The sequence below is a fragment of the Pedobacter agri PB92 genome, from assembly GCF_000258495.1.
In the GTDB taxonomy this organism is placed as follows: domain Bacteria; phylum Bacteroidota; class Bacteroidia; order Sphingobacteriales; family Sphingobacteriaceae; genus Pedobacter; species Pedobacter agri.
Genome location: NZ_AJLG01000060.1, coordinates 1 through 26,617 on the forward strand (window position 1 = coordinate 1; position 26,617 = coordinate 26,617).

Sequence of the window (26,617 nt, forward strand, 5' to 3'; positions counted from 1 at the left end):
ATGAACGAGCCTCCTGGTGCACGTGCTCGTGTAGCATTATCAGGATTAACAGTTGCAGAATATTTCCGTGATGGTGATGGTGAAGGCGCTGGAAAAGATATCCTTTTCTTCGTTGATAACATCTTCCGTTTTACTCAGGCAGGTTCTGAGGTGTCAGCTTTATTAGGTCGTATGCCATCTGCAGTAGGTTACCAACCAACATTGGCAACTGAGATGGGTTTAATGCAGGAGCGTATTACTTCAACTAAACGCGGTTCAATTACATCTGTACAAGCGGTATACGTACCTGCGGATGATTTAACTGACCCTGCACCGGCTACAACTTTCGCCCACTTAGATGCAACTACAGTACTTTCTCGTAAAATTGCTGAGTTAGGTATTTACCCAGCGGTAGATCCATTGGATTCTACTTCACGTATCCTTTCTCCTGCTGTTTTAGGTGATGAGCACTATAACACTGCACAACGTGTTAAAGAAACTTTACAACGTTATAAAGAATTACAAGATATCATCGCGATCTTAGGTATGGACGAATTATCTGAAGAAGATAAATTAGTAGTATCAAGAGCTCGTCGTGTTCAACGTTTCTTATCTCAACCTTTCCACGTAGCAGAGCAATTTACAGGCTTAAAAGGTGTATTGGTTGACATTAAAGATACCATCAAAGGTTTCAACATGATTATGGATGGTGAAGTTGATGAATATCCTGAAGCTGCATTTAACTTAGTTGGTAGCATTGAAGATGCGATCGAAAAAGGTAAAAAATTATTAGCAGAAGCTAATTAGTATATAGTAGTTAGTACTTAGTATATAGATTACGGTCTTTAGTCTAAGTACTACCTCGATAATTTATTTAGTGAATTGGTCTAACTACTAATTACTAAATTCTAACTACTAAAATAATGAATTTAGAAATATTAACTCCAGATAAAAAAGTGTTCGAAGGTGAAGTAACAGCAGTTACGGTTCCGGGAACTTTAGGTTCTTTTCAAATTTTGAGAGACCATGCGGCGATCATCTCAACTTTAGAAGATGGAGAAGTTATTATAAAAGCAGGCAAAGATGAAGAACAACGTTTTTTTATTAAAGGTGGTGTAGTTGAAGCCATCCATAATAAGATTGTTGTTTTAGCAGAAGGTATTGCTTAATTAAAATTCTTCATGCTGATTGATTCAGCATTCAAAAGAAGCCTTTTCGATTAAATTCGGAAAGGCTTTTTTGTTAAACTTTATTTTTACTAACATAAACCGATTAATAAGAAAAACCCAACCTTTTATTTCCCTTGCAAAAATCAGGAAATCATAAGAATTCGCATGAAAAAAATCCATTTTAAGAAGAAAACCAGAAAATTTATAATGCAAGCATAATAAACATACCGTATACCGTTTTGATATTTGGTCTACAGCTGGCGGCATTAAATCACTAATCCCATCATCATAACGAACAACATTTTGTTTTGCGCTCTAAATAACGAATTATATTCTTATTTTAATTTTTTCTGATTTCTCTTGCAAATTAATGAACCAAAAACTAAATTGGTATTTATAAACACTAAGGAAATAATGACTAATCAAGGCAACACATTTTTAAACAACTCTACTGCAATTGCAGCCGGAAATGTTGTGTTATTGCCTGTCATTTTATTTAACCTGCTACTCCTAGATATTTTAGGGAAGAAGACGGACTGCTTATAATAGATTTAAAAGAAATTAAATATACCTAAAGCGTCCTGATACAAACAGGACGCTTTTTTTTAAATAACAAAACGTGATGAAATATTATAATTCGAACACGATTATTTACCTTGATGGAAAGTTTGAAAAAGCTGTAGATAGTAGCACGGATCTTTATGGTCAGTCTTTGCATTATGGTTATGCAGCTTTCGAAGGAATAAGAGCATACAAAACACACAATGGCAATCGCATTTTTAAAGCTGCTGCACATTTTGATCGTTTAGAACGTTCTTGTCAACTGGCAAACATTCCTTTCCCATGGGATAAACAAGAATTAATCAAAGAAACTTATAAACTTCTCACCTTAAATAAACTGAAAGATGCCTACATCCGCCCTTTAGTATTTTGCCACCCAAATATGAAATTGAATGAACCAAGCGGTGTTTCAATTCTAATTTGTGCCTGGGATTGGGATGCCTATTCGGGAAATAAATTATTGAAATTAACCATTTCCGATTACGAAAGACCGAATCCAAAATCGACCCCAATGGAAGCGAAATTGAGTGGAAATTATGTGAATTCAATTTTGGCAACAACTGCGGCCAATATCAAAGGATATGATGAAGCTTTATTATTGGATATGCATGGCTTTGTAGCCGAAGCATCTGGAGCAAACATCTTCCTGGAGAAAGATGGCAAACTCTACACCCCGTCTTTAGGAAATATTTTACCTGGCATCACCCGGGCTACAGTTAAAGAACTTTGCAGTGTGCTGGATATTGAATGCATCGAAAAAAAATTGACTATAGAAGATTTAAGACAAGCAGATAGTGCATTCTTATGTGGAACAGCTACAGAAATTGCTGGGATAGCTTCAATTGACGATATCGTTTTCCGCACTCTTTGGAGAGAATCGATCGGCTATACGATACAACGTGCTTATAAAAATCTTGTCCTTGAGAAAGTGAACTACGAAGTGATTATTTAGCATCAGGCACTAAGTATCGAGTATTAGCACAGTTTTAACACTGCAACTTAACAACAACTAACAGAACCACAATATATTTTAACAATGAGCGAATTAAACAAGTACAGTAAAACATTTACACAAGACCCAACACAACCTGCAGCTCAGGCCATGCTTTACGGAATCGGATTAACCGATGCAGATATGGCTAAAGCGCAGGTCGGAATTGCAAGTATGGGTTACGACGGTAACACCTGCAATATGCACCTTAACGACCTTGCAAAAGACGTTAAAGCAGGTGTCTGGAAAAATGATTTAGTGGGCTTGGTTTTTAATACGATTGGGGTGAGTGACGGAATGAGCAACGGAACCGATGGTATGCGTTATTCATTGGTAAGCCGCGATGTAATTGCTGATAGTATTGAAACCATTTGTGGTGGCCAATATTATGATGGAATTATCTCCATTCCTGGTTGTGACAAAAATATGCCGGGTGCAATCATGGCCATGGCTCGTTTAGACCGTCCATCAATTATGGTTTACGGTGGTACAATTGCTCCTGGCCACTACAAGGGTGAAGAACTGAATATCGTTTCAGCTTTTGAGGCATTAGGACAAAAAATCTGCGGTAATTTATCAGATGAGGACTACCAGGGCATTATCAAACATACTTGCCCGGGTGCAGGTGCTTGCGGCGGGATGTATACCGCAAATACAATGGCATCAGCAATTGAGGCTTTAGGAATGAGCTTGCCTTATTCTTCATCCAACCCAGCAGTGAGTCCGGAGAAAAAGCAAGAGTGTTTAGACGCTGGTAAATACATTAAAGTTTTATTAGAAAAAGATATTAAACCATCTGATATCATGACGAGGAAAGCATTCGAGAATGCCATTCGCTCAATCATCATATTAGGAGGAAGTACTAATGCGGTGTTGCACTTTATTGCAATGGGAAAAGCTATCGGTGTAGAAATTACGCAAGATGATTTCCAAAGGATGAGTGATGTTACGCCTGTATTGGCTGATTTTAAACCCAGCGGCAAATACCTGATGCAGGATTTACATCAGTATGGTGGTATTCCTGCAGTATTAAAGTTTTTATTAAACGAAGGTTTACTACACGGCGACTGCTTGACAGTAACCGGTAAAACCGTAGCGGAGAATTTAGCTGACGTAAAATCGATTATGGATTACGACCAGAAAATTGTTCAAAAATTAAGTGAGCCTATTAAAGCGACTGGTCACCTACAGATTCTTTACGGAAATTTAGCGGAGAAAGGTTCAGTTGCAAAAATCTCTGGTAAAGAAGGTGAAAAGTTCGAAGGACCTGCACGTGTATTTGATGGTGAGAAGGATTTGGTTAAAGGTATTTCTTCTGGAAGAATCAAACCAGGTGATGTTGTAGTAATTAAAAACGAAGGTCCGGTTGGCGCTCCAGGTATGCCTGAAATGTTAAAGCCTACTTCACTAATTATCGGTGCAGGTTTGGGTAAATCTATTGCATTGATTACTGATGGCCGTTTTTCTGGTGGAACACACGGTTTCGTTGTTGGGCACATCACTCCTGAAGCTTACAAAGGCGGCCTAATTGGCTTAGTACAAGATGATGACCTGATTGAAATAGATGCGGTAAATAATACCATTAACTTAAAAGTTAGCGAGGAGATTATCGCAGAGCGAAGAAAAAACTATATTCAACCGCCTTTAAAAGTTAGCAAAGGTGTGCTTTATAAATATGCCAAAACAGTTTCAGATGCAGCTAGTGGTTGCGTAACTGATGAATATTAACCTGGGTCTGAAATAAAATCATGGTTCAAAACTTAAACTAATATTTCAACAATTCGGTAAAACGAATATAGAATAGAGATTATGGAAACTGCACAAGAAATACAAACGGAGGCACAAGCAGAAACCTCAAAAACCTTATTCAAAGGAACTGGTTCACAGGTTTTATTGAATGGATTGATTGAAGAGGGTGTAACCACCATTTTCGGCTATCCAGGCGGCGCAATCATGCCCATCTACGATGCACTTTACGATTACGCAGATAAACTACAACATATATTGGTCCGCCATGAACAAGGCGGTATTCATGCTGCACAAGGCTTTGCCAGAACAAGTGGTAAAGTTGGGGTGTGTTTTGCTACCAGCGGACCTGGTGCAACCAATTTAGTAACTGGTTTGGCAGATGCTCAAATTGATAGTACTCCTCTGGTTTGTATCACCGGACAAGTTTTTGCCCATTTATTAGGAACTGATGCATTCCAGGAAACCGATGTAATTAACATTACTACACCAGTAACTAAATGGAATTATCAGGTTACCGATGCAAAGGAAATTCCTGAAGTTTTAGCCAAAGCTTTTTACATTGCTAAAAGCGGCAGACCAGGACCAGTTTTGATTGATATTACCAAAAATGCACAGTTACAAGTGGAGGAATTTCCCGAATATGTAAAGTGTAACCATATCCGCTCTTACCGTCCAAAACCAAAAGTTAGGGTTGAATATATTGAACAGGCTGCCGAATTAATCAATGCAGCGAAAAAACCATTCGTGTTATTTGGCCAAGGTGTGATTTTAGGTAAAGCCGAAGCAGAATTTAAAGCCTTTATAGAAAAAGCCGGAATTCCATCTGCATGGACGATTATGGGCGATGGCGCCATTCCAACCTCACACCCGCTGAATGTTGGTATGTTAGGTATGCATGGTAACTACGGACCAAACGTTTTAACTAACGAATGTGATGTGTTAATTGCCATCGGGATGCGTTTTGATGACCGCGTAACAGGCCGTTTAGATAAATATGCGAAACAGGCTAAAGTAATTCACTTCGATATTGACCCGGCAGAAATTGATAAAAATGTTAAGGCTGAAGTTGGCGTTTGGGGCGATTGTAAAGAAACTTTACCCCTATTAACAAACTTAGTCAACGAAAATAAACATGACGATTGGTTAGCAAAATTCAAAGATTATAATCAGCAGGAAATTGACCAGGTCATTACACCCGAACTTTATCCTGAAGGTGATGAGATGACCATGGGTGAGGTATTGCGCAACATCAATGAGATTTGTGGTGGCGATGCTGTAATTGTAACAGACGTTGGCCAACACCAGATGGTGGCTTGCCGTTACGCTAAATTTAACAACACCCGCAGCAATATTACTTCTGGTGGTTTAGGTACAATGGGCTTTGGCTTGCCTGCAGCAATTGGTGCTAAGTATGGTGCGCCAGATAAAACTGTAATTGCCATTATCGGCGATGGTGGTTTTCAAATGACGCCGCAAGAACTAGGTACCATCATGCAGTTTGGTGCAGCTGTTAAAATCCTGATTTTAAACAACCGTTTCCTAGGAATGGTTCGCCAGTGGCAACAATTATTTCATGATAAACGCTATTCTTTTGTGAACATTACCAGCCCTGATTTTGTGGCTTTAGCAAAAGCATATTATATCGAAGCTGATAAGGTTGATGAGCGTGCAAACTTAAGGGCAGCATTGGAAACGATGATTAACCATGAAGGTTCATATCTACTTGAAGTAATGGTTGGACGAGAAAATAATGTTTTCCCAATGGTTCCACAAGGAATGAGCGTAAGCGAGATTAGGTTGAAGTAAGGTTGAGGGTGTAAAGGTAAAAGGTTAAAGGTTAAAAGCCCACTGCCTGGCCTGGGCCGTCATTGCGAGGCACGAAGCAATCTTAAAGCGATAGAAAGTCAATTCAAATAAATAATTGCCACAAGAAACATGAGTACTGAAAACACATTAGAACATAAAATAGATAAAGCTGATTTAGAGGGAAAGCAGGAATACAACATTATTGTATATGCTGAAAACCGCATTGGTTTATTAAACAGGATTGCGATTATCTTTTCGAAAAGAAAAATCAATATCGAAAGCTTAAACAGTTCGGCCTCTGAAATTGATGGTATCCATCGTTTCAACATCGTTATTAACGAAAGTTATGAAGTGGTGAGGAAACTTGCCCGCCAGATTGAAAAGCAAATTGAAGTATTGAAAGTTTATTTTAATACCAATGATGAAATAATCTGGCAGGAATTGGCTTTATACAAAGTTTCTACAGATGAAATTGCTGAAAAGGTAACTGTAGAAAGGTTATTAAGACAATATGGTGCAAGTGCTGTGGTAATTCGTAAAGATTATACCGTTTTCGCTGTAACGGGTCACAGAGAAGAAACTGATGCTTTGGTAAAAGCACTGGAACCATATGAACTAATTGAATTCGTTCGTTCGGCTAGGGTTGCCATTATTAAAGACAGCGCTGGTTTCCATGAAAAATTAAAAGAATTTGAGGCATTTGAACCTGGAGAAGAACTGGTAGAAAATGAGTTTTTGGATAAGGGCGAGAAGATTTTTACGATGTAAGCAGGCTGAAAGCCAACAGACCAAAGTGAGTTGTCATGCCGAGCTTGTCGTAGTACAAAAAAATAAGTCATTATTGCGAGGTACGAATGTACCAACCTCGCAATGATGAAAATTCAAGAAAGATGAAATGCAATAATGTAAAACCCATTCTTAGAATATTCGATTATCACAAAGCAATCGAGTTTTATGTGAATTGGTTGGGTTTCACAGTAGATTGGGAGCATCGTTTTGACGATAACGCTCCTATTTATATGCAAATTTCATTGGGTGGAATTGAATTACATTTAAGTGAGCATCATGGCGATTGTTCCCCCGGTGCGCATATTCATATCGATTGTTCTGGATTGAAGGAATTTCATAAAGTGCTAATCGATAAAAAATATAAATATAACAGACCAGGTTTGGAAAGAACTTTTAATGGAAGTTGGGCCGTTACGGTAAATGACCCGTTTTTTAATAAGATCACTTTTAACCAACCTTTGGACGAATCAGAAATAGAAGCTTAAAATGATGAACGAAGTATTTGATTTTATAATAAACTCCCGCAAAGCTTTTATTCAATTGGTGGATAGCTTAACTATTGAACAATTGAATAAAATTCCTGATGGTTACAATAACAATATCATCTGGAATTTCGGGCATATTGTGGTAAGTACACAAACACTTTGTTATGTACGCACAGGAATTTTAGCCGATGCCAATGAAGTAAAATACAATGACTTTTACAAGAAAGACACTCGCCCGACTTATACGGTAACAGCGGAAGAGGTTGCAGAATTAAAGTTAATTGCGCTAGAGAGCATTCAAAAAATAAAAGAAGATTATGCAAATGGTGTATTTGCAAACATAACGCCATTTTCAACTTCTACTTACGGCGTTGAAATGAAAAGTATTGAGGAAGTATTAATTACAACTATCGGGCATGATAATGTGCATTATGGATATGCATGGGCGCTGAAAAAAGGTGTGGAAAGGGTTTAAGGGAAAAACACCAAACCTAAATAAAATAAACCCGATTGGAGTGGAAATACTTTTTTGATGGTTGACGAAAAAGATTGCCAGGTCGTTCCTCCTCGCAGTGACGAAACTGGAATAGAAGGACAAGCGTTTAAAAAAGATTGAAACGAAAAGCGGGGCTGAAATAACCGAAAAGCACTGGAAATTGCTTTTCAAAAGAACAACTAATTAGAAAATAGAACCATAAAATAAATAACAAAAACGATGTCAAATTATTTTAACACATTACCTCTTAGAGAAAAATTAAACCAACTTGGTGTTTGCGATTTCATGGATAGCAACGAATTTTTAGACGGCGTTAGCGCTTTGAAAGGCAAAAAGCTAGTGATTGTAGGATGTGGCGCACAAGGCTTAAACCAAGGTTTAAATTTAAGAGATAGTGGTTTAGATGTAAGTTACACGTTGCGCAAAGAGGCAATTGAAGGCAAAAGAGATTCATGGAAAAATGCGACTGAAAACAACTTCAAAGTTGGTACTTACGAAGAATTAATCCCTACTGCTGATGTGGTAATTAACCTTACGCCAGATAAACAACACACTGCAGTTGTAAATGCAATTATGCCTTTGATGAAAGATGGCGCCACTTTATTGTACTCTCACGGTTTCAACATTGTGGAAGAAGGCATGCAAATCCGTAAAGATTTAACGGTTATTATGGTGGCACCTAAATGCCCAGGTAGCGAAGTTAGAGCAGAGTATGTTCGCGGTTTTGGTGTGCCTACTTTAATTGCGGTTCACCCTGAAAACGACCCACAAGGAAAAGGGCTAGCACAGGCTAAAGCTTATTGTGTAGGTACAGGCGGTCACAGAGCTGGTGTTTTAAAATCATCTTTTGTTGCGGAGGTTAAATCTGATTTAATGGGTGAGCAAACCATTCTTTGTGGTTTATTGCAAACAGGTTCTATCCTATCTTTCGATAAAATGGTTGAAAAAGGAATTGATGCGGGTTACGCTTCTAAACTGGTTCAATATGGTGTTGAAGTAATTACGGAAGCTTTAAAACAAGGCGGCATTACTGCAATGATGGATAGATTGAGCAATGTTGCTAAAATCAAAGCTTTCGAAATTTCGGAAGAATTGAAAGACATCATGCGCCCGTTGTTCCGAAAACACCAGGATGATATCATGAGTGGCGAATTCAGTCGCACAATGATGGAAGATTGGGCCAACGGCGATAAAAACTTATTGAAATGGAGAGCCGAAACAGGCGAAACTGCTTTCGAAAAAACACCTGCCGGTGATGTTAAAATTGGTGAGCAGGAATATTTTGATAACTATTTATTGATGGTTGCTTTTGTTCGTGCTGGTGTTGAATTGGCTTTCGAAACAATGGTTCAGGCAGGTATCAAACCAGAATCTGCTTACTACGAATCGTTACACGAAACGCCACTTATTGCAAACACGATTGCCCGTAAGAAATTGTTCGAAATGAACCGCGTAATTTCTGATACTGCTGAGTATGGCTGTTACTTATTCGATCAGGCTTGTAAACCATTATTGGCTGATTTCATGAAAAAAGTAGATACTGATTTAGTGGGTAAAAACTTTAACGAAGGCAAAGACGGCGCTGTCGATAACAGAAAATTAATTGATGTAAACGAGGCTATCCGCTCGCACGAAGTAGAACAAATTGGTGCTACTTTACGCAAGGCGATGACTGCAATGAAAGCGATTAAAACTGCATAACCCCCAACCCCCTAAAGGGGGGCTTTTTGGACGGTTAAAAAAATAAAATTATAAACTTTAAATTCCCCCTTTAGGGGGTTAGGGGGCAAAATGTCAAAAACATTAGTAGAAAAAATTTGGGATGCACACGTTGTAAAAAGTGAAGAGGGGTTTCCTGATATTTTATACATTGATACACACTTAATACATGAGGTAACTTCTCCGCAGGCCTTTGATGGCTTGCGCAAGAGGGGTTTGCCTGTTTTTCGTCCACAGCAAACGGTGGCAACGGCCGACCATAATGTACCAACTTTAAACCAGTTATTGCCAATTAAAGAAGAGCTTTCTCGCTACCAAGTGGATATGCTGACCAAAAATTGTGCAGAATTTGGCATTGAGCTTTATGGCTTAGGTCATCCGTTTCAAGGAATTGTTCACGTAATCGGCCCGGAATTGGGCATTACCCTACCGGGAAAAACGATGGTTTGTGGAGATAGTCACACCTCTACGCATGGCGCTTTCGGAGCAATTGCTTTTGGTATCGGAACGTCACAAGTGGAGCAGGTTTTCGCTACGCAATGTTTATTGCAGTCGAAACCTAAAACAATGAAAATTGAGGTCAACGGTGAACTTGGAAAAGGTGTTGGTGCAAAAGACATTATCCTTTACATCATCTCTCAGATTTCAGCAGCTGGTGGGACAGGATATTTTATCGAATATGCGGGTTCGGCAATTGAAAGTTTGAGCATGGAAGCCCGGATGACGATTTGCAACATGAGTATTGAAATGGGTGCAAGAGGTGGCTTAATAGCACCAGACCAAACCACTTTCGATTATATTAAAGGTAGAGAATTTGCGCCAGCAGGCGATGAGTGGGATAAAGCTTTAGCTTACTGGAAAACTTTATACAGCGATGCGGATGCAACATTTGACAGCGTTTTAACTTTCGATGCAGCAGATATTGCGCCAATGATTACTTACGGAACCAATCCAGGAATGGGAATGGGAATCCAGGAAAATATACCAGCAACGAATGCTCAGCCTGAGAAAGAGAAGCTTTCTTATCAAAAGGCATTAGATTACATGGGTTTTGATGATGATGCATCTTTAATCGGTAAACCAGTAGATTATGTTTTCATTGGTAGCTGCACCAACTCTCGTATTGAAGATTTACGCGAAGTAGCTGATTTTGTAAAAGATAAACGCAAAGCGGATAATGTAACCGTCTGGATTGTTCCTGGTTCGAAACAAGTAGAGCTACAGGCAAAAACTGAAGGTTTGGATAAAATTTTTGAGGCAGCAGGTTTCCAATTACGTGAACCTGGTTGTAGTGCTTGTTTAGGTATGAATGAGGATAAAATTCCGGCAGGTAAATACTGTGTATCCACTTCAAACAGAAACTTTGAAGGCAGACAGGGACAAAATGCAAGAACCTTACTCGCTAGTCCGTTAACTGCTGCCGCTGCTGCTGTAACTGGTGTGATTACGGATGTGAGGGAGTTATTAGCTGAAAGCTAAAAGCAGAAAGATTAAAGCGGAACGCTAATACACTCGTCATTGCGAGGTACGAAGCAATCTCATAAAATAGATTGCTTCGTACCTCGCAATGACTGAAAAGTAAAAAATATGATTTTAGAAGTTGCGATATTAAATATACAGGCTGGTTTATCGGCAGATTTTGAAAAGGCTTTTAAGGAAGCTCAAAAAATTATTGCTTCTATGGATGGCTATATTTCGCATCAGTTAAAAAAGTGTTTAGAAGAAACTGATAAATATATTTTATTGGTAAACTGGGAAACATTGGAAGCTCATACTGAAGGTTTCAGAGGCTCGACAGAATACCTGGATTGGAAAAAATTATTGCATCATTTTTATGAACCTTTTCCAATTGTTGAACATTACGTAAGTGTTTAAATCTGAAAGAACAAAACTAAAATCAATTTAAAATCTTAGATGACTTTAAGTTTCTTAGATGGTAAAAAAATAAAATTAGTAAAAATGCCAGAGATAGTTTGGGATGCAACATTATACGACAAACAACATCACTTCGTATCTGATTACGGTGCGGATGTTTTGCAATGGTTAGCGCCTAAAGCCAACGAATACATTTTAGATGTGGGTTGCGGAACTGGTCAGCTGGCTGCGCAAATTGCTAAAAGTGGCGCTATAGTTTTAGGAACTGATGCATCTTCAGAGATGGTTGCAAATGCAAAAACAACTTACCCAAATTTAAATTTTGAAGTGGTTGATGGAACGCAGCTTCCATACCATGAAAAATTTGACGCCATTTTCAGTAATGCAACTTTCCACTGGATTGAAAACCAAGATGCTTTAGTTGAAGGTTTGTTTAAAAGCCTGAAAACCGGCGGAAGATTAGTTGCAGAGTTTGGTGGAAATGGCAACGTTAAAAGCATCACCGATGCAATAACAGCTGCTACCGGACAATTAGGCCTCGCAGATAAAGTGCTGACGAATTTTTGGTTCTTTCCGTCAGTTAGCATTTATTCATCGCTTTTAGAATCTAAAGGCTTTGAAGTAGAGCAAGTTTGGTTATTCGATAGACCAACAAAGCTCATCGGCGAAGAAGGGATGTACGTTTGGATAAACCAATTTGCACAACATGCATTTAAAAACCTAACAAAAGAACAAGCTGAATCTATTAAAAATTTAGCTGTAGATATACTGCAACCCAATTATTATATCAATGGAGAATGGGTGGCAGATTATAGAAGATTGAGGGTGAAAGCGATTAAAAGACAACCCCAAACCCCTAAAGGGGCTTTTGGGAGCATAAATTATTAACCATTAAAATTTCCCCTTTAGGGGATTAAGGGGTATGAAAAAATTCACAAAATTGACCTCGGCTATTGTGCCGTTAAATATAGAAAATATCGATACCGACCAGATTATCCCTGCGAGGTTTTTGAAAGCGACAACTCGTGAAGGTTTTGGCGAAAACTTATTCCGCGATTGGCGTTATGAAAACGATAATCAGCCAAAAGCAGATTTCGTATTGAACGACCCAACTTACAGTGGACAAGTTTTAGTAGCCGGAAAAAATTTTGGTTGCGGAAGTAGTCGTGAACATGCGGCCTGGGCTATTCAGGATGCGGGTTTCGATGTAGTGATCAGCAGTTTTTTTGCTGATATTTTTAAAGGCAATGCCTTGAATAATGGCTTATTGCCGATACAGGTAAGCGAAGAATTCTTAGCTCAAATTTTTACAGCTGTGGAAAACAATGCGAATTCGCCATTAGAAGTTGATTTAGAAAATCAAACCGTTACCATCGTTGAAACTGGAGCACAAGAATCATTTGAAATTAACCCATACAAAAAATCATGTTTGATTAATGGCTATGATGATATTGATTTCATCTTGGCTCAGAAGGATTTGATTGAGGAATTTGAGAAGAAGTAGAAAGACTAAAGCGAAAAGCGAACACACCCGTCATTGCGAGGCACGAAGCAATCTTAAAGTGATGGGTTAAAATCCTAGCTAGAGTTGTAGGATTGCTTCGTAACTCGCAATGACGACCGACCCATAAAAATCTGTGAAATCACTTTAATCAGTGTAATCACCCTGAAGGTAAAAACAAATAAAAACATGAAAGAAAGTTTCGTCAGTATCCAAGATTTAACCCTAACACACCAACACAAGTCGGTGTTAAAGGATTTGAACTGGACTATAAATACTGGTGAGCAATATGTTTTATTTGGTGAAAGTGGAAGTGGAAAAACTTCATTGGCTAAAATTATATCGGGTCAGTTATGTGCTATCGGAGAACTAAAAGTTAATTTCGATAACAACAGCCATTTACCTGCAGAGGTTCTATTTGTAGAAAGTTGGTACCAGTTTAAAAATCTGGAAGGTGTCGCAAACTTCTACTATCAGCAGCGTTATACCAGTCAACAGGCAAAAGATACCTTAACGGTTCATGCTGAATTGGTGAGTTATGGCAAAGAGAAAGGTCTTCATTTAGATCAGGTTGAACCAATTTTGGAGGCGTTAAACTTTGCTTCCTTTGCCAGTTCACAACTGATTGAATTATCAAGCGGGGAACATAAAAAAATTGCAATTGGTTAAAGCCCTTTGGCTAAAACCGCAATTGTTAATCATCGACCAACCTTACACAGGATTAGATGCCGCATCGCGTAAAAACCTCAATCTTTTATTGGACGAAGTTTCAGAAGATGGCGTTCAGTTAATTTTGATTTCGAACGATACCGAACTACCCACTTCAATTAATCGCTTTGCGGAGATAAAAGATGGCAAAATTGGTATGTCACATGCAAAAGCGGCAACATCAGTTTCTGTTGAAAAAGATTTGAAAGAAATTCCAGATTTCTTAAAGGAATCGCCGCTTTACTCATCAGAAGAAATTGTAAAAATGGTTGATGTAAATATCAGCTATGGTGAAAAACAGGTTTTAAAAAAGATTAACTGGGTAGTAAAAGCAGGTGAAAAATGGTTATTACAAGGACATAATGGTTCTGGAAAATCAACATTATTAAGCCTTGTAAATGGTGACCATCCACAATCTTATGCAAACGAGCTTTATTTATTTGGTAACCGGCGTGGGAGTGGCGAGAGCATTTGGGATATCAAACAGCATATCGGTTTAATATCTCCTGAATTTCATTGGTATTTTGATGCTTCGGCAACAGTTTGGCAAAGCATTGCATCTGGTTTTTATGATACCGTTGGTTTATTTCAGCAATTGCCGTACAGCAAAAGCCAGCAAGTTGATGAATTGGTTGACTATTTTGGACTAACCGGCAATAAAAATGAGTTGTTAACCTCACTCCCCTTAGGGAAACAGCGATTGGTTTTACTAGCCAGAACCATCATTAAAAATCCGGAATTGTTAATTCTGGATGAGCCTTGCCAGGGCTTAGATCAGCAGCAAACGCAACATTTTAACCAATTGGTTGATGAGCTATGCAGCAATGGGATGACTTTAATTTATGTTGGCCATTTTGAATCGCAGCTGCCAACCTGCATAGAGAAAAGAATATTATTAGAAAAAGGCGAGGTAAAAGTCGTCGAAAGTTTAAATACCCAAACTCGTCATTGCGAGGCACGAAGCAATCTCGTTTAAGAAGTACAGCAAAAGAGATTGCTTCGTACCTCGCAATGACGACAATATTAATACGATGAAGAAGAACATTTTAGTAATACCTGGAGACGGTATTGGACCCGAAGTGACAACGTGGGGAAAAGCAGCATTAGAAAAAATTGCAGAAATTTTCGGCCACGAATTTGTTTTCGATGAGGCTATAATGGGCCATGCCGCTATTGAAGTTACAGGCGAACCTTTACCTGATGAAACTTTAGAAAAGGCAAGAAAAAGCGATGCCATCCTTTTTGGCGCCATCGGCCATGCCAAATATGATAACGACCCAAGTTTGAAAGTTAGACCTGAACAAGGCCTATTGAAAATCCGCAAGGAACTTGGTTTATTTGCAAACCTCCGCCCGATATTACTATTTGATGAACTTCTTCAGGCATCAAGTATTAAACCTGAAATATTAAAAGGAACAGATATTTTATTTTTTCGTGAATTAACCGGCGACGTTTACTTTGGTGAAAAATCTCGCTCTGAGGATAGAAATACCGCTTCAGATTTAATGATTTACCACCGTTATGAAGTAGAACGTATTGCGCACAAGGCTTATCAAGCAGCTCAGCAACGTAACAAAAGGCTATGTTCAGTTGACAAAGCAAACGTTTTAGAAAGTTCTCGTTTGTGGCGCGAAACTGTTCAGGAAATTGCAAAGCAATATCCCGATGTAGAAACGGAGCACATGTTTATTGATAATGCTGCGATGCAGTTGATTAAAAACCCTAAGAAATTTGATGTGGTTTTAACCGCGAATTTATTTGGCGATATCTTAACGGATGAAGCCTCACAAATTGCAGGTTCAATGGGTATGCTGGCTTCAGCTTCTGTTGGGGAGAGCACTGGTTTCTTCGAACCTATTCACGGTTCGGCACACGATATTACCGGTAAAGATTTAGCTAATCCTCTAGCCTCTATCCTATCTGCTGCTTTAATGCTCGAAATTGGTTTCGGTTTAAAAGACGAAGCTAAACTATTGGTTGATACTGTTGATGCAGTTTTAAAAGATGGTTTTAGAACACACGATATTGCCGACCAAAGCACCAACCGATTTAAAGTTTTAGGCACTGCCGAAATGGGCAAATTGGTATTAAAATTCTTATCTCAAAAATTAATCAATTCCTAAATAAAAGATTATGATTCACGACCCAAACAAAGTTTATATTTTCGACACCACTTTACGTGATGGTGAGCAGGTACCAGGCTGCCAGTTAGATACAAACCAGAAAGTAGAAATCGCTAAATCACTCGAGCTTTTAGGTGTTGACGTTATCGAAGCTGGTTTTCCGGTTTCTAGTCCAGGAGATTTTAACAGCGTAATTGAGTTATCTAAGGCGGTTAACAATCCAATTATCTGTGCTTTAACGCGTGCAAATAAAAACGATATTGATGTAGCTGCTGATGCTTTGCGTTATGCAAAACGCCCTCGTATTCATACTGGAATTGGCGCTTCAGATTTTCACATTAAACATAAATTTAACAGCACCCGCGAAGACATTTTAGAGCGTGCTGTTGATGCCGTAAAATATGCTAAAAAGTATGTTGAAGATATCGAGTTCTATGCAGAAGATGCAGGCAGAGCCGATATTGAATTTTTAGCGAAGATGGTTGAAGCTGTTATTGCTGCCGGTGCAACTGTGGTGAACATTCCGGATACAAATGGTTACTGTTTGCCAGACCAATATGGTTCGAAAATTTTGTTTTTGAAAGAAAACGTAAAAAATATTGATAACGCCATTATCTCGGTTCATTGCCATAACGATTTAGGTTTGGCAACTGCAAATTCAATTGCTGGTTTACAAAATGGTGCCCGTCAGGTAGAATGTACCATTAACGGAATTGGCGAACGTGCCGGCAATACTTCAATGGAAGAAGTGGTGATGATTTTAAAAACGCATAAAGTTTTAGGTTTGAATACTCAAATTGATGCGACTCGTTTTTACGAAATGAGCCACATGGTGAGAAATCAAATGAACATGCCGGTACAACCTAACAAAGCAATTGTAGGTGGTAATGCTTTTTCTCACAGTTCTGGCATTCACCAGGATGGTTTCTTAAAAAACCGTGAAAATTATGAAATTATTAAACCACAAGATGTTGGTTTCCCCGATGCAACAATTGTATTAACTGCCAGAAGTGGTCGTGCTGCATTAAAACATCATTTAGACCGCTTAGGACACAAATTAGAAAAAGAACATTTAGATATCGTGTATAAACAATTCCTGGTTTTAGCAGATAGCAAACAAGGTATAAATGATGTTGACTTGAACCAATTGGTAGCTTTGCATTTGGCTTAAAAGCTGAAAGCTTATGCGCAAAACCGTTATTGCGAGGTAGGAAGCAACTTATTAGAAGAAAGCTTGGCTCTTACCTTTCAATGACCTAAGTTAATAAACCTGATAGCAGTGGATCCCGAATGAAATCGGGAGCAACGAATAGCAAGAGTATAATAACCGAAAAGCACAGAAACGCCTTTTCAAAAAAATAACGCAAAGAAATTTGCATAATATACACCTGATTTTTAAAAGCCCCTTTAGGGGTTTGGGGTTAAAAATGAACGATACAATAAAAAACACTTTCGACTTTGAAAGCGCTTTTAAAACTTTGGCTGGCGTTGTAAAACGCACTCCTCTTGAATTTAATGCAGGATTATCGTTAAAGTATAACGCAAACATCTATCTTAAACGAGAAGATTTACAAATTGTGCGTTCTTATAAATTGCGTGGTGCTTATAACAAGATAAGTGCCTTACCCGCCAATGCGCTAAAAAATGGCATTGTGTGTGCAAGCGCTGGTAATCACGCCCAAGGTGTTGCCTATTCCTGTAAAAAGTTAGGCATTAAAGGTGTAATTTTTATGCCTGAAATAACGCCAAAGCAAAAGATTAAACAGGTAAATATGTTTGGCGGCGATAACATTGAAATTGTATTGGTTGGCGATACTTTTGATGATTGTTTAAAGGAAGCCTTAATATACTGTGAAGAAAAGTCATCTACATTTATTCCTCCATTTGATGATGAAAAAGTCATTGAAGGACAGGCGACTGTTGCGATGGAAATTTTTGAAGATTTGCCGGATTTAGATGTGATTGTAGTACCTGTTGGTGGTGGTGGTTTGGCATCTGGCGTGAGTGCTTATTTACAAACCGTAAAACCTGATGTGAAAATTTTCGGTGTAGAACCCATGGGTGCGCCATCATTAAGTGAGGCACTTAAAAATGGTGGGCCAATTACGGTTGAAAATATAGAACGTTTTGTTGATGGTGCAGCAGTTAAGAGAATGGGTTGGATTACTTACCAGTATTGTAAGGAATTGCTAAGTTCAACTTACCTGATTCCGGAAGGGCAAATTTGTACTACTATTTTAAAACTTTACAACGAGGATGCCATTGTTGTAGAACCTGCAGGTGCGTTATCCGTTGCGGCTTTAGAGCAAGTAAAAGACAAAATTTCGGGTAAAACGGTTGTATGCGTGGTAAGTGGTGGGAATAATGATATCGAACGCATGCAGGAAATCAAAGAGAAATCTTTGCTATTTGAGGGTTTAAAACATTATTTTATTGTTCGTTTCCCGCAGCGTCCGGGAGCTTTAAAATTATTTGTGAATGAGGTTTTAGGTCCACAGGATGACATTACCCGTTTCGAATTTATTAAAAAGACAAACAAAGAAAATGGACCGGCTTTAGTTGGAATTGAGCTCACCAATAAAGATGATTATGCAAGCTTACTGCAACGCATGAAAGATTTTAAATTCGAAATTATAGAATTAAACCAAGACCAGACTTTATTTGAGTATTTGGTTTAGCTAGCTTTGTCAGCCTGAGCCTGTCGAAAACATTAAAAAGGTTTCTACAGGTTCAACATGACTTAACCCTACAAAAAATGAACTTCAAAGATTTAACCAATAGAACACTAATTACCGATAACGACCTTGACTGGGATGATTTAGGTGGAGGTGTAAAACGTAAGGTAATGCCTTTTGATGACAACCTAATGCTGGTTAAAGTTGCCTTTGAAAAAGATGCAATTGGTTCCATCCATAATCACCCCCATTTACAGCTAAGTTATGTAGCAAAGGGAAGTTTTGAAGTGAGTATGGGCGATGACAAGAAAATACTCAACGAAGGCGATGTTTTCTTTGCGCCATCAAATGTATTTCATGGTGTAGTTTGTTTAGAAGAAGGTTTGTTAATTGATATTTTCAATCCGCACCGTGAGGATTTTTTAATATAGATTTAACCACAAAGACTAGAAAAACATTCTTCTTCTAACCCTTTGTGGTTAGTTTTTTAGTTAAAAGTCAAACGCACATTTTTATAGCCCAATCCTTCAATGATAGGCTTCAACACATTTGATGCATTGGTTTTAGTTTGAGCCAGTATATCCGACTTCTTAACTTCTGAAGATATCTTCTGCTCTGCCGCTTTGTAAGCCTCATCTACCAGTTTTGCTTCTCTGAAATAGGCCATTTTGGTATCATAAACCCGTGAGCTTTCATGGTCAATTTTTACATAACATATCTCTGGCTGTGGTAAATTTACTACAGCGGTATCCGCTTCAACTTTGATATCTTCACGCGTAATTTTAGTAAGGTCGACGCAGCCTACTGCCTCTGCTTTAACGATAAGTAAAACACTTGCTTCGGGCAGGAAATCTGTTTTATTTTTATGCTCAATTACATCGCTAATTTGATAACGAACCAGCTCTAATTTGCCCATAGCCTCAATTTTTTCGACCAATAGCTGATGTTTACTCTCTACTGAAGTGTTGATACTAAACTTTTTTGATATGAAAAAATAGCCCGCAACCAGCAGGATTAACCAAGGCAAAACTCTAAAGATTATTCTCATGCAAATTCAAATTTCATTGTTGTGATACTTTGGATAAACAATTATTAATCCACAATATGTGATTCTGAATTTTTGGCAGTTGTTTTGTATTACGCCAATACACACACAAATAAAAACTAATCACAATGAAAAAACTTACTATCCTAATGCTTTGCATTGTCACACTAGGTTTGGCATCTTGCAAGAAAGAAACTGTTTATCTAGAATTGAAAGCAAAAACCTATAACCGTTATATTGAGCCGAATCAATGGGTTCAAAATTCGAACGGAACTTATTCTTTTACGTGGAATAAAGCAGAATTTGATGATATAACTTTAGGTGATGAAGGTGTACTTGTTTACTTTACACACCCAACGAATGACAATAGTGATATCCAGCTTCCATATACCTTTAATTATACAACATACAGTTACGAATTATTTAATGGAGGCGTAACTTTTGATGCTCAGGATTCGAGAAATCTAACCAATTCAATAAGGCCAAATTATCGCATTTTAGTTAAAGTGGTTGTAATACCATCAGATAACGTAAACTAATTAAAAAATATTAAAACTCTAAAAAACGACTAATGTTCAATTGAACGTGGTCGTTTTTTTTATGCTCTCCCCTATTCAATTGTAAAGCACGAACGGTTACGCCGTTTCTTTCTAGCAACAGTTCATCATAAAAACCTTTGTAATAGACATCTTTTACCTCAAAACGCCTGCTGCTCCAGTTGCTGCTGATCTCTGCCCACTCCGGGTAGAAAACTACATTACCTGAAAAAGTTTTAAGTCCTATCTTTTCGGCATCGCCACGAGATAAAACGACAGCATTTCCTAAAATTTGTGCCGTGTAAATATGCTTCGGATGCTGATAGATTTCAGATGGTTTACCCGTTTGTAAAAGTTCACCGTTTCTTAAAATCAATAACTGGTCGGCCAGAAACAAGCCATCAGCTGGATCGTGAGAAACCAAAATAACTGTTACCCCTGTTTCTGCCGCAACACGTTTAATATCGGCTCTCAACTGATTTTTAAGTAAGGCATCTACCTGACTAAAAGGTTCATCTAACAATAAAACCTTCGTATCGGCAACCATGGCTTTGGCAATAGCCACACGTTGTTGTTCACCGCCACTTAGCTCTATAATTTTTTTATTTTGTAAGGGAAGTATACGCAGATGCTCCATAATGGCCAAAGTTTTTTCGGCCTTGGTTTTTAAATCAGTATTAGATAATTGTGAAGCAATGTTATCATAAACTTTCGCATAAATATTCAATGAAAAATCCTGGGTAACCATTTTCATTTGTTTATGCCCGGGAATGAGTTGTTCGTCAGGTCCTAAAACCCGCTTATCTTCGAAGAAAACATCCCCTTCATCGGTTTTCAACAAACCGAAAATCGATTTTAATAAGGTTGATTTTCCACTTCCGCTTTCGCCGATAATGGCAACCACATCACCACTATTAATGTTAAAACTAATATTTTTTATCCCCCCAGCCTGTTCTGATTGGTATTGTTTCGTTAAGTTTTTTACACTGATTATCGTATCGCTCACAGGGTAAATATAAAGCTTAAAGCAGAAAGACTAAAGCTTTAAAGAAAATGTTTTAAATAAAAAATCCTGTTTCGGTTAGACGAAACAGGATTTAACTTATTTGTGTGTTGTTATATTTTAATTTAAACCGAATGTTACGCCGAAGCTCATGTTTTTCAGGCCTGCCTGAGCCGCTGTATCGAACATATCGTTAAAATAGTACTTAGTAAATAAGCCTAACCCGCCGTAACCAAATCTGAATGAACCGCCGTAACGAACCGATTGAAAGTGATAGTTATCATATTGTTTCTGCTTTCCAAACTCCTCGCTGATTTGTTTAACCTTTCCACCCAATAAGAAACTTACTTCTGGACCTAAGATAAAGTAGAATCTTTTTCCTTTACGAGTTTCATTGGTGCGGAACTCAAAATTTAGCGGGATGTGCACATAGCTGCTCGAAAAACGATTTTTAGAAAAGTCAACATTTTCTGGAAGCGCAGTTAACGTAGGCAGGTTTTTTTGAATGGTAACGTTATCTCTCAATCTGATCAATGTCCAGTCGAAACCTCCAGCTACATAAAGTTTAAAATTAGAGTTAAAACGATAGCCAAATTGTAAAACGTCAAAAGAGAATGTACTGGTTTTACCGCCGCGATAGTCTAAAAATTCGTTATTTGGAGATAGATTAAAGCTTCCATTATCAATTAATCTCGAGAAGCCTAAATCAATTCGGGTAAAAGTTACCCCACCTATGAACCTACCTTTTTTTGGATCGGTTTGAGTACTGTCTTTATCACCTCTGGTAATGGTAACAATACCATAATTTAAATCTTTTTTATTTTTCTTGGTACTATCTTGTTGAGCAAAAGCTCCCGGAGCGATAACACTAGCAAGTCCGCTTACTAAAAGTGTTGTAAATATTAGACGTTTCATATTTTGTGTGTTTATGTTTTGAATTTTGAATGAATGAATTATCGAATGATAGCTTTAAATGCTTGATTTTAATTTTTGAATCTGATTACTTTTTCCTTTTACCAAACTTAAACGGGCCAATATTGATCGAGGAGATGGAAGAATCATCATCATCCGTACGGAATTGGATAAATTTATCTTTTCTTTTATCAACCTTATTTACAATCAGGTTTACCACATCGCCAACATTTCGGATGCCTTTATTATCTGATTGGTTATCCTCTCCTGTCACTTCATCTGCCTTAACAGCTGTAGCAGTAGATGCAATTACAGTTTCTTGAGTCACTCTTGAAACCGCATCTTCAATTTTTGCCTTGATGTCTTCTTTAGGTTTTTCCACCTGAGCAATCATGGTTTCCTGTTTTTGCATTTCAGGAGCAGAAATTATTTTTTGCTTTTCTACAGGTTTTAAGATTTCTTTAATCTCGGTTTTTGCAATAGCCTGAGCGGGTTTCGCAGTAACTGGTAAAGCTTGTTCAACTCTCTGCGTTACGGCTTCAACAACTTTCACAGAATCTTGAACAGGTTGCGTTTCAACAACAGGTTTTGTACTTTGTTCAACATTATTTGCAAACTGTTTTGGCTCAACATCTTGCTGTTGGTAAACTAACATTCCAACTGTTGCCACTACTAAAACTGCTGCTGCAGCTAACCAGTAAATCGGAACAATCCTTTTTTTCTTTGGTTCAATTTCGCTTTCGATATTAGTCCATAAGTCTCTCGATGGCGTAATCTCAGCCTCTTCGAAAGCATCTTTAAATAACTTATCAAAATCCTTATCCTGTATAGGTTGCATAACCAAATCCCTCCATTTTTATAATTTCTTCTTTTAAAATTGCTCTGGCTCTCGACAACTGCGATTTGCTAGCGCCTTCAGAGATTCCCAATGTTTCTCCTATTTCCTTGTGCGAATAGCCTTCAATGGCGTACATATTAAAAACCATTCGATAACCATCAGCCAATTTTTGTATCACTTTCATCAAATCCTGCATGCCCAATGTTCCGAAATCAAACCCTGTTGATGGTTGCTCATAGGCCTCGTCAATCTCTACCACATTCAGGCTCCTTAAATTTTTGCGGTAGCTTTCAATGGCAGTATTCACCATTACTCTCCTAATCCATCCTTCAAAGGAACCTTCACCCCGGTACTCTTTAATTTTTTGAAAAACTTTGATATAACCCATTTGTAATACATCTTCAGCCTCCATTCTATCTTTTGCGTAGCGCATACAAACCGCCAGCATTTTCGATGCAGTTTGCTTGTAAAGCAACTCCTGCATCTTCCGGTCGCCTGCTTTGCAGCCCTCCATCAAATCGTTTATCGTATAGCTCCGCGTCAATTTCATTGTGTGTTTGTATATAGAAGATGGAAGATTACAAACATTGGTTGCATCAGTAAGTAAAAAAAGTTAAATAAAAGCTAAAACATCCTTATCCCCGCTGATTATCAAGAAATAAGTTTTAGTGAAATTTTCTGAAAGATATAGCTTTTTAAATATTAAAGCAATGAGAGGAGATTTTTAGGAAGGAGATTTGCCTTTCTACAATCCGTATAAAGAATCAGTACAGTTATCTGATAGCAGAACTGCCATATTTATTGTATCTTCAAAGCACCAAAACAAATTAAAATGCAGTTAGCAGCACAAATCATGACTGGCTTGGTTGCCGCCATTCACATTTATATCATGTGGTTAGAGATGTTCGCATGGACGACAAAAGCACCTAAAGTTTTCAAAACCATCCCTAAAGATTTATTCCCACCAACAAAAACATTGGCGGCAAACCAGGGCTTGTACAATGGTTTTCTGGCGGCTGGTTTAATTTGGTCACTTTGTATTAACGATCATCACTGGAGATTATATGTTGCGATATTTTTCTTAACCTGCGTAGTTATTGCCGGCATTTACGGTGCTACCACCGCTAGCAAGAAAATTCTTTATGTTCAATCCATTCCTGCTTTGGTAGCAATCATTTTATTGCATTTATAAACGCATTTATGTTTTCTATTATATCGACCAGATTCATCCGGCTGAGCCCAACTTATAAACCGAGTAGACGCTCTAAATGATGATACCCAATTCCAAAATAGGCTTTGCTATCTTTAATTCTTTGTAGCAATACTTTCTGTTCCTCACTTATCTGACTTCCGACTAACGACTTCGGACTTTTCTTAATCCCAACTACCAACACATTCTTTGGGGTATGCGCATCAGAAATAAATTCGAATACTTTAGTTTTATAACCAAAATACTCTAAAATCAAGGCTCTAATTCCATCCGTCACCATTTCAGCCTGACGTTCTAAAAAGATGCCATATTTGGTTAAAAAAGAAACGTCATTTTTCACTTTGTGCTGTTCTATTTGCCTACGGATTTGTTTATGGCAGCAAGGAGCAACCACAATTAATTCAGCATTAGCTTTAATACCTTTAAAAATCGCATCGTCAGTAGCCGTATCGCATGCATGGAGTGCAATTAATAAATTAACGTCATCCGCATGATAGCCTTCAATTGTTCCCTGAACAAAGTTCAATTTACTGAAGCTTGATTTCCTGGCGACATCGTTACATAAATCAACCATATCCTGACGATATTCCACACCAACAACTTCAGAATCTAGTTTTAGAACGGAATGCAAATAATCATATAAGGCAAAAGTTAAGTAGCCTTTTCCCGAACCCATATCCGCAACTTTTTTAATGGTACCATCGGGTAATTCTTTAATCAGGGAACTTAAGATTTCGATGTAATGATTAATCTGCCTAAATTTATCCTGTGCGTTTTTAAACACTTTTCCATCGGCATCTGTAATTTTTAATTCGGTTAAATATGATTTTGAATCAGCTGTGATTAGTCTTGATTTTTCCTTATCATGGCTCGCAGCAGGAAGTTCTTTCGCAGAAGGTTTTGCTTCCCGTAATACAACCTTACCATTATTTAACTGTTCCAGGATTAAATCTTTCTCAGTAGTAAACAACGTACCTATTTTAAAACCCGTATTCAGGTATTCCGAAATCAGGTGAATACCTTCATGTAAACTATAGTTTTTAAAAACATCACGCGTTTGGTAGCGATAGGTAAAAGCCAGTCTATCTTCGCGTTTAATGGTCACTTTACGAACATGAATTTGCTTCAACGCATTTTCCTCCCCTTTATAATTCCCTAGCGAAACCTTAACAAAAATTTGGGCATTGAGGCTTTGTGTTAAAGCCGATGTAAATTGTTCTAAATGTGCTGAAAATACCATCGATAAATTTTAAACCACAAAGATAAACCAATTTATCTGCAGAACCGACTGTAGAATCGAATGTAACAATTGAGCGACTTTTTGCCAGCGGAGATATCAGAATCTGACTAAAAAAAATCTGTTAAAAATTGATTTTCGATCGGCTGGGAAAAGATTTAGCTAATACGATTTAGGAATATCGCTATGCAAGATATTATCTGTAATCATTCCAAAATCACCGATCGCTTTTATTTCAAAAAAATTAGCTTTAGATTAGAATATCAATTCATTTCTAACCAATTTTCATGAGTGACTTTCAGATAAAAAAATCGCCAACTGTTTACGATGCTATTATTGTTGGATCGGGAGCAGGTGGTGGTATGGCAGCCTATGTTTTGGCAAATGCCGGACAAAAAGTTTTAATGCTTGAAGCGGGGCAATATTTCGATCCGAGATTAGATGCCCACCAATTGAAATGGCCTTGGGAATCACCCCGTAGAGGTGCAAGTACCGTTCGTCCGTTTGGAGATTTCGACGCTTCCTATGGAGGTTGGGAATTAGAAGGAGAGCCCTATACCACTAAAAACAAAACTGAATTTGAATGGTTCCGCTCAAGAATGCTGGGTGGTAGAACAAATCACTGGGGTAGAATATCTCTGAGAATGGGGCCATTGGACTTTCAGGCGAAGGATGGATTAACTGATGATTGGCCAATCACTTACGATGATGTAAAACCATTTTATGATAAAGTTGATCGCATGATTGGCATCTACGGAACCAAAGAAGGATTGCCTAATGAACCCGACGGGATTTTCATGAAACCGCCAAAGCCTCGTTTAACGGAACTTTTTATCAAAAAAGGAGCAGATAAAGCCGGAGTGAAAGTAATTGCCGGTCGTGGCTCCGTACTTACTGAACCATTACCCAACAACAGCGATAGGGCTCCATGTTTCTATTGCGGCCAATGCGGCAGAAGTTGTAAAGTTTACGGTGATTTTTCTTCGTCATCCTGCCTGGTCATCCCGGCGGTAAAAACAGGGAACTTAACCGTGATTACCGAGGCTATGGTGCGTGAAGTGATTACTGACAAAGATGGTTTAGCTAAGGGTGTTTCTTATGTAAATAGAAAAGATTTACAAGAATACCAGGTTAATGGGAAAATGGTTATCCTTGGTGCCAGTGCCTGTGAATCTGCCCGTATTTTACTGAATTCAAAATCTTCAGCACA

Annotated in this window: 28 protein-coding genes; 22 read left to right on the forward strand and 6 right to left on the reverse strand. The window is 38.1% G+C overall.

Features of this window, described 5'->3' with window-relative positions:
- The 19 genes from atpD to ON09_RS10650 all read left to right on the forward strand — a co-directional run.
- Nucleotides 1-786, forward strand: a 786-nt coding sequence (gene atpD / locus ON09_RS10565) for a F0F1 ATP synthase subunit beta (protein WP_010601038.1), incomplete at its 5' end; no start/stop codon positions are given.
- Nucleotides 787-902: 116 nt separating this feature from the next.
- Nucleotides 903-1,148, forward strand: a complete 246-nt coding sequence (gene atpC, locus ON09_RS10570) for an ATP synthase F1 subunit epsilon (protein ID WP_010601039.1) — start codon at nt 903-905, stop codon at nt 1,146-1,148.
- Nucleotides 1,149-1,770: 622 nt separating this feature from the next.
- Complete coding sequence (ilvE, locus tag ON09_RS10575; RefSeq protein WP_010601040.1) at nt 1,771-2,661, forward strand: branched-chain-amino-acid transaminase; 891 nt, start codon at nt 1,771-1,773, stop codon at nt 2,659-2,661.
- Nucleotides 2,662-2,745: 84 nt separating this feature from the next.
- Nucleotides 2,746-4,428, forward strand: a complete 1,683-nt coding sequence (ilvD, locus tag ON09_RS10580) for a dihydroxy-acid dehydratase (protein ID WP_010601041.1) — start codon at nt 2,746-2,748, stop codon at nt 4,426-4,428.
- Between the two features lie 81 nt (nt 4,429-4,509).
- The gene (gene ilvB, locus ON09_RS10585; protein WP_010601042.1) at nt 4,510-6,255 is read left to right on the forward strand and encodes a biosynthetic-type acetolactate synthase large subunit; all 1,746 of its coding nucleotides are present in this window, start codon (nt 4,510-4,512) and stop codon (nt 6,253-6,255) included.
- Between the two features lie 129 nt (nt 6,256-6,384).
- On the forward strand, nt 6,385-7,023 hold the full coding sequence (gene ilvN, locus ON09_RS10590; protein ID WP_010601043.1) for an acetolactate synthase small subunit: 639 nt from the start codon (nt 6,385-6,387) through the stop codon (nt 7,021-7,023).
- A 122-nt stretch (nt 7,024-7,145) separates the two neighbouring features.
- Nucleotides 7,146-7,529: a glyoxalase superfamily protein gene (locus ON09_RS10595; RefSeq protein ID WP_029204270.1), complete on the forward strand. Its 384-nt coding sequence runs from the start codon at nt 7,146-7,148 to the stop codon at nt 7,527-7,529.
- A gap of 1 nt (nt 7,530) precedes the next feature.
- Nucleotides 7,531-8,004, forward strand: coding sequence for a DinB family protein (locus ON09_RS10600; RefSeq protein WP_029204271.1), 474 nt, complete (start codon nt 7,531-7,533; stop codon nt 8,002-8,004).
- Nucleotides 8,005-8,244: 240 nt separating this feature from the next.
- Complete coding sequence (gene ilvC, locus ON09_RS10605) at nt 8,245-9,726, forward strand: ketol-acid reductoisomerase (RefSeq protein ID WP_010601046.1); 1,482 nt, start codon at nt 8,245-8,247, stop codon at nt 9,724-9,726.
- Nucleotides 9,727-9,816: 90 nt separating this feature from the next.
- The gene (leuC, locus tag ON09_RS10610; protein ID WP_010601047.1) at nt 9,817-11,223 is read left to right on the forward strand and encodes a 3-isopropylmalate dehydratase large subunit; all 1,407 of its coding nucleotides are present in this window, start codon (nt 9,817-9,819) and stop codon (nt 11,221-11,223) included.
- Nucleotides 11,224-11,331: 108 nt separating this feature from the next.
- The gene (locus tag ON09_RS10615) at nt 11,332-11,619 is read left to right on the forward strand and encodes an antibiotic biosynthesis monooxygenase family protein (protein ID WP_010601048.1); all 288 of its coding nucleotides are present in this window, start codon (nt 11,332-11,334) and stop codon (nt 11,617-11,619) included.
- Nucleotides 11,620-11,703: 84 nt separating this feature from the next.
- Nucleotides 11,704-12,507, forward strand: coding sequence for a class I SAM-dependent methyltransferase (locus ON09_RS10620; protein WP_083837980.1), 804 nt, complete (start codon nt 11,704-11,706; stop codon nt 12,505-12,507).
- Between the two features lie 34 nt (nt 12,508-12,541).
- Nucleotides 12,542-13,123 (forward strand): 3-isopropylmalate dehydratase small subunit, encoded by a 582-nt coding sequence (leuD, locus tag ON09_RS10625; RefSeq protein ID WP_029204272.1) that lies wholly within the window; start codon nt 12,542-12,544, stop codon nt 13,121-13,123.
- Between the two features lie 186 nt (nt 13,124-13,309).
- Nucleotides 13,310-13,789, forward strand: a complete 480-nt coding sequence (locus ON09_RS26005) for an ATP-binding cassette domain-containing protein (protein ID WP_238533650.1) — start codon at nt 13,310-13,312, stop codon at nt 13,787-13,789.
- A complete protein-coding gene (locus ON09_RS10630) occupies nt 13,782-14,804 on the forward strand; it encodes an ATP-binding cassette domain-containing protein (protein WP_238533651.1) in 1,023 nt (340 codons plus the stop codon). The genes ON09_RS26005 and ON09_RS10630 overlap by 8 nt, the downstream gene beginning before the upstream one ends.
- Before the next feature lie 55 nt (nt 14,805-14,859).
- A complete protein-coding gene (leuB, locus tag ON09_RS10635) occupies nt 14,860-15,951 on the forward strand; it encodes a 3-isopropylmalate dehydrogenase (RefSeq protein ID WP_010601051.1) in 1,092 nt (363 codons plus the stop codon).
- Nucleotides 15,952-15,961: 10 nt separating this feature from the next.
- The gene (locus ON09_RS10640) at nt 15,962-17,122 is read left to right on the forward strand and encodes a 2-isopropylmalate synthase (protein ID WP_010601052.1); all 1,161 of its coding nucleotides are present in this window, start codon (nt 15,962-15,964) and stop codon (nt 17,120-17,122) included.
- Between the two features lie 256 nt (nt 17,123-17,378).
- Complete coding sequence (gene ilvA / locus ON09_RS10645; RefSeq protein WP_029204273.1) at nt 17,379-18,629, forward strand: threonine ammonia-lyase IlvA; 1,251 nt, start codon at nt 17,379-17,381, stop codon at nt 18,627-18,629.
- A gap of 77 nt (nt 18,630-18,706) precedes the next feature.
- Nucleotides 18,707-19,057, forward strand: a complete 351-nt coding sequence (locus tag ON09_RS10650) for a cupin domain-containing protein (RefSeq protein ID WP_010601054.1) — start codon at nt 18,707-18,709, stop codon at nt 19,055-19,057.
- Nucleotides 19,058-19,113: 56 nt separating this feature from the next.
- On the opposite strand, the gene ON09_RS10655 is transcribed toward ON09_RS10650, so the two are convergent.
- Nucleotides 19,114-19,674 (reverse strand): DUF4230 domain-containing protein, encoded by a 561-nt coding sequence (locus ON09_RS10655; protein ID WP_010601055.1) that lies wholly within the window; start codon nt 19,672-19,674, stop codon nt 19,114-19,116.
- Between the two features lie 125 nt (nt 19,675-19,799).
- Here ON09_RS10655 and ON09_RS10660 point away from each other — a divergent pair, with 125 nt between their 5' ends.
- Nucleotides 19,800-20,210, forward strand: a complete 411-nt coding sequence (locus ON09_RS10660) for a hypothetical protein (protein ID WP_010601056.1) — start codon at nt 19,800-19,802, stop codon at nt 20,208-20,210.
- A gap of 10 nt (nt 20,211-20,220) precedes the next feature.
- Here the strand turns inward: ON09_RS10660 and ON09_RS10665 are convergent, their stop codons facing one another.
- The 4 genes from ON09_RS10665 to ON09_RS10680 all read right to left on the reverse strand — a co-directional run bounded on the left by ON09_RS10665 (nt 20,221) and on the right by ON09_RS10680 (nt 23,510).
- A complete protein-coding gene (locus ON09_RS10665) occupies nt 20,221-21,213 on the reverse strand; it encodes an ABC transporter ATP-binding protein (RefSeq protein ID WP_010601057.1) in 993 nt (330 codons plus the stop codon).
- Between the two features lie 117 nt (nt 21,214-21,330).
- The gene (locus ON09_RS10670) at nt 21,331-22,125 is read right to left on the reverse strand and encodes an outer membrane beta-barrel protein (RefSeq protein ID WP_010601058.1); all 795 of its coding nucleotides are present in this window, start codon (nt 22,123-22,125) and stop codon (nt 21,331-21,333) included.
- Between the two features lie 85 nt (nt 22,126-22,210).
- Nucleotides 22,211-22,960, reverse strand: a complete 750-nt coding sequence (locus ON09_RS10675; protein WP_010601059.1) for a hypothetical protein — start codon at nt 22,958-22,960, stop codon at nt 22,211-22,213.
- Entirely contained in the window at nt 22,941-23,510 is a 570-nt protein-coding gene (locus ON09_RS10680; protein WP_010601060.1) for an RNA polymerase sigma factor, read from the reverse strand. The genes ON09_RS10675 and ON09_RS10680 overlap by 20 nt, the downstream gene beginning before the upstream one ends.
- 282 nt (nt 23,511-23,792) lie before the next feature.
- Between ON09_RS10680 and ON09_RS10685 the strand changes: the two genes are divergently transcribed.
- Entirely contained in the window at nt 23,793-24,152 is a 360-nt protein-coding gene (locus ON09_RS10685) for a DUF1304 domain-containing protein (protein WP_010601061.1), read from the forward strand.
- Nucleotides 24,153-24,204: 52 nt separating this feature from the next.
- Here ON09_RS10685 and ON09_RS10690 read toward each other — a convergent pair whose 3' ends face one another.
- Nucleotides 24,205-25,410 (reverse strand): class I SAM-dependent methyltransferase, encoded by a 1,206-nt coding sequence (locus ON09_RS10690; RefSeq protein ID WP_010601062.1) that lies wholly within the window; start codon nt 25,408-25,410, stop codon nt 24,205-24,207.
- Between the two features lie 284 nt (nt 25,411-25,694).
- Between ON09_RS10690 and ON09_RS10695 the strand changes: the two genes are divergently transcribed.
- Nucleotides 25,695-26,617, forward strand: a 923-nt coding sequence (locus ON09_RS10695; RefSeq protein ID WP_010601063.1) for a GMC family oxidoreductase N-terminal domain-containing protein, incomplete at its 3' end; no start/stop codon positions are given.

Excerpts from the sequence above, each read along its gene's own strand:
- atpC (WP_010601039.1), top strand. The coding sequence starts at position 903 with ATGAATTTAGAAATATTAACTCCAGATAAAAAAGTGTTCGAAGGTGAA.
- ilvE (WP_010601040.1), top strand. The coding sequence starts at position 1,771 with ATGAAATATTATAATTCGAACACGATTATTTACCTTGATGGAAAGTTT.
- ilvD (WP_010601041.1), top strand. The coding sequence starts at position 2,746 with ATGAGCGAATTAAACAAGTACAGTAAAACATTTACACAAGACCCAACA.
- ilvB (WP_010601042.1), top strand. The coding sequence starts at position 4,510 with ATGGAAACTGCACAAGAAATACAAACGGAGGCACAAGCAGAAACCTCA.
- ilvN (WP_010601043.1), top strand. The coding sequence starts at position 6,385 with ATGAGTACTGAAAACACATTAGAACATAAAATAGATAAAGCTGATTTA.
- ON09_RS10595 (WP_029204270.1), top strand. The coding sequence starts at position 7,146 with ATGAAATGCAATAATGTAAAACCCATTCTTAGAATATTCGATTATCAC.
- ON09_RS10600 (WP_029204271.1), top strand. The coding sequence starts at position 7,531 with ATGATGAACGAAGTATTTGATTTTATAATAAACTCCCGCAAAGCTTTT.
- ilvC (WP_010601046.1), top strand. The coding sequence starts at position 8,245 with ATGTCAAATTATTTTAACACATTACCTCTTAGAGAAAAATTAAACCAA.
- leuC (WP_010601047.1), top strand. The coding sequence starts at position 9,817 with ATGTCAAAAACATTAGTAGAAAAAATTTGGGATGCACACGTTGTAAAA.
- ON09_RS10615 (WP_010601048.1), top strand. The coding sequence starts at position 11,332 with ATGATTTTAGAAGTTGCGATATTAAATATACAGGCTGGTTTATCGGCA.
- ON09_RS10620 (WP_083837980.1), top strand. The coding sequence starts at position 11,704 with ATGCCAGAGATAGTTTGGGATGCAACATTATACGACAAACAACATCAC.
- leuD (WP_029204272.1), top strand. The coding sequence starts at position 12,542 with ATGAAAAAATTCACAAAATTGACCTCGGCTATTGTGCCGTTAAATATA.
- ON09_RS26005 (WP_238533650.1), top strand. The coding sequence starts at position 13,310 with ATGAAAGAAAGTTTCGTCAGTATCCAAGATTTAACCCTAACACACCAA.
- leuB (WP_010601051.1), top strand. The coding sequence starts at position 14,860 with ATGAAGAAGAACATTTTAGTAATACCTGGAGACGGTATTGGACCCGAA.
- ON09_RS10640 (WP_010601052.1), top strand. The coding sequence starts at position 15,962 with ATGATTCACGACCCAAACAAAGTTTATATTTTCGACACCACTTTACGT.
- ilvA (WP_029204273.1), top strand. The coding sequence starts at position 17,379 with ATGAACGATACAATAAAAAACACTTTCGACTTTGAAAGCGCTTTTAAA.
- ON09_RS10650 (WP_010601054.1), top strand. The coding sequence starts at position 18,707 with ATGAACTTCAAAGATTTAACCAATAGAACACTAATTACCGATAACGAC.
- ON09_RS10655 (WP_010601055.1), bottom strand. The coding sequence starts at position 19,674 with ATGAGAATAATCTTTAGAGTTTTGCCTTGGTTAATCCTGCTGGTTGCG.
- ON09_RS10660 (WP_010601056.1), top strand. The coding sequence starts at position 19,800 with ATGAAAAAACTTACTATCCTAATGCTTTGCATTGTCACACTAGGTTTG.
- ON09_RS10670 (WP_010601058.1), bottom strand. The coding sequence starts at position 22,125 with ATGAAACGTCTAATATTTACAACACTTTTAGTAAGCGGACTTGCTAGT.
- ON09_RS10675 (WP_010601059.1), bottom strand. The coding sequence starts at position 22,960 with ATGCAACCTATACAGGATAAGGATTTTGATAAGTTATTTAAAGATGCT.
- ON09_RS10680 (WP_010601060.1), bottom strand. The coding sequence starts at position 23,510 with ATGAAATTGACGCGGAGCTATACGATAAACGATTTGATGGAGGGCTGC.
- ON09_RS10685 (WP_010601061.1), top strand. The coding sequence starts at position 23,793 with ATGCAGTTAGCAGCACAAATCATGACTGGCTTGGTTGCCGCCATTCAC.
- ON09_RS10690 (WP_010601062.1), bottom strand. The coding sequence starts at position 25,410 with ATGGTATTTTCAGCACATTTAGAACAATTTACATCGGCTTTAACACAA.